Genomic DNA, 2,080 nt, shown 5'->3' with positions numbered 1-2,080 from the left:
TTTACGCTTATCTCAACCGTTGCGCGCATGTGGGCCTGGAACTGGACTGGATCGAGGGTGAATTTTTCAATGATTTGGGGTTATACTTGATTTGCTCCACGCATGGCGCCACGTATGCGCCCGACACCGACTTGTGCGTGGCCGGACCGTGAGAAGGCGCGCGCCTGGAGCTGCTTGCTGTGGAGGAAAAAGACGGCAAGGTTTACTGGTTAACAAGAAAGGATTGAAGCATGGCGGATGACGGTCAACCCGGCGGCGACTGGGAACGCCAGATTGTGGAAAAGCTGGCGCTGTCTGCGCTGCAGGAGCAGCGCCGTGCGCGCCGTTGGGGCATTTTCTTCAAATCGCTGATGTTTATCTGGCTGTTTGGGATATTGTTGCTGGCCGCGGGCTGGATCGGCAAGAAAGACGGCGCGCTTCCCGGCAAACACACCGCGCTGGTTGAATTGAACGGAATCATTGCGCCCGGTACCGAGGCCAGCGCCGAAAATGTCGCTTCGGGTTTGCAGCAGGCATTTAAGGACAAAAACACCCAAGGCGTGATCCTGAGCATCAACAGCCCCGGCGGCAGCCCGGTGCAGGCGGGTTACATCAACGACGAAATCCGCCGGTTGCGCGCCAAGTATCCGGGAATCCCGCTTTACGCCGTGGTACAGGATATCTGCGCGTCGGGCGGCTATTACGTCGCAGTGGCGGCTGACAAGATTTATGTGAACAAGGCAAGCATAGTCGGTTCGATTGGCGTGCTGATGGATGGTTTTGGTTTCACCGGCACTATGGAAAAACTCGGCATCGAGCGCCGCTTGCTTACCGCGGGCGAAAACAAGGGTTTTCTTGATCCGTTCTCGCCGCTGACTCCCGCACAAAAGGATTATGCGCAGAAACTGCTCAACGAAATCCACCAGCAGTTCATCCAGGTGGTGCGCCAGGGCCGCGGCAAGCGGCTCAAAGAAACGCCGGACATGTTCAGCGGCCTGATCTGGAGCGGGCAGAAGAGCATCGAGCTTGGGCTTGCCGACGCCATGGGTAATGCGGATTACGTGGCGCGCGAAGTCATCAAGGCCGAAGAAATCGTGGATTTCACTCCGCATGAAAACCTGGCGGAGCGTTTTGCACGGCGCTTTGGCGGCGCCATGGCCGAGGCCCTGTTTGTCAGCCCGCACTGGAGTTTGCGTTAGTCGCCGCAATAGAGCAGGAACACTGTTGGCCTTTTATTGATTTCCGGCAATTGCGTTCTCCATTCCCTGATGCGCCGCGTGACGATGCTTTCGCCGGGAAGTGTAATATCGGTGGCCAGGCCGAGCCAGGTGGTGTCGCGGCAGGTTTCAATCAGGCTTTGCAGCAGTTTCTGATTGCGGTAGGGCGCTTCGATGAAAATTTGTGTCTGATCAAGCGCTTTCGAGTTCTTTTCCAGATCTGCGATGCTTCTCCTGCGCTCGTCTTCTTTCACTGGCAAGTAACCATGGAAGACGAAACGCTGGCCATTTAATCCTGAAGCCATCAGCGCCAGCAGAATTGCCGAAGGGCCAACTAGCGGCACCACCCGAATGTTATGCAGATGTGCCAGCCTCACCAAATCGGCGCCAGGATCGGCTACTGCCGGACAACCGGCTTCAGACAATAAACCCACGTTTTTCCCCGCCAACAACGGCTTGAGCAAACCCTTTAGCGACTCTGACGGGGTGTGCTCATCCAGAGTCAAGAGGTTTAATTGCTGCAGAGGCGTTCGAAGCTCAAGTTGTGCGAGATACTGTCTTGCGCTTTTGGGGTTTTCAACGATGAAGGTATCGAGTTTGCCGGCAAGTTGTCTGGCCTGCTCCGGCAAGCTAATGCCATCTGCGCCAAGAGAGGCGGGGATGAGGTAAAGAATGCCTGGCGGCATATAGGAACCTCTGATTAAGTCCTCCGCGGATTGCGTTGCTGGCAAAATGCGGATGGATGCAAGGCGCGCGACGAAGGTCGTACTCGAAGTACGACACCGAGGAGGGCCCGCGCAGCGTCCGCACCTGCGAAGCTGTGCAGTGAAGCGGGCCAGCGCTCGCCTTCGCGGTCGCATGTGTCGAGGCTCCACGCTCCGGCG

At 57.0% G+C, this 2,080-nt stretch carries 2 protein-coding genes and 1 pseudogene; 2 read left to right on the top strand and 1 reads right to left on the bottom strand.

Features of this window, described 5'->3' with window-relative positions; translation table 11 throughout:
* A pseudogene (locus VHE58_10065) lies at positions 1-227 on the top strand (Rieske 2Fe-2S domain-containing protein).
* 3 nt (positions 228-230) lie between these two features.
* Complete coding sequence (gene sppA / locus VHE58_10060; GenBank protein HVS27616.1) at positions 231-1,178, top strand: signal peptide peptidase SppA; 948 nt, start codon at positions 231-233, stop codon at positions 1,176-1,178.
* Here sppA and VHE58_10055 read toward each other — a convergent pair.
* On the bottom strand, positions 1,175-1,882 hold the full coding sequence (locus VHE58_10055) for an SAM-dependent methyltransferase (protein HVS27615.1): 708 nt from the start codon (positions 1,880-1,882) through the stop codon (positions 1,175-1,177). The two genes, sppA and VHE58_10055, sit on opposite strands and share 4 nt — an antisense overlap.
* Positions 1,883-2,080 lie beyond the last annotated feature (198 nt).

It is taken from the genome of Burkholderiales bacterium (assembly GCA_035543335.1).
Classification (GTDB): Bacteria; Pseudomonadota; Gammaproteobacteria; order Burkholderiales; family JAHFRG01; genus JAHFRG01.
Note: the sequence above shows the minus strand (reverse complement) of the source record. Positions and strands in the feature narration are given on the sequence as shown.

Excerpts from the sequence above, each read along its gene's own strand:
- sppA (HVS27616.1), top strand. The coding sequence starts at position 231 with ATGGCGGATGACGGTCAACCCGGCGGCGACTGGGAACGCCAGATTGTG.
- VHE58_10055 (HVS27615.1), bottom strand. The coding sequence starts at position 1,882 with ATGCCGCCAGGCATTCTTTACCTCATCCCCGCCTCTCTTGGCGCAGAT.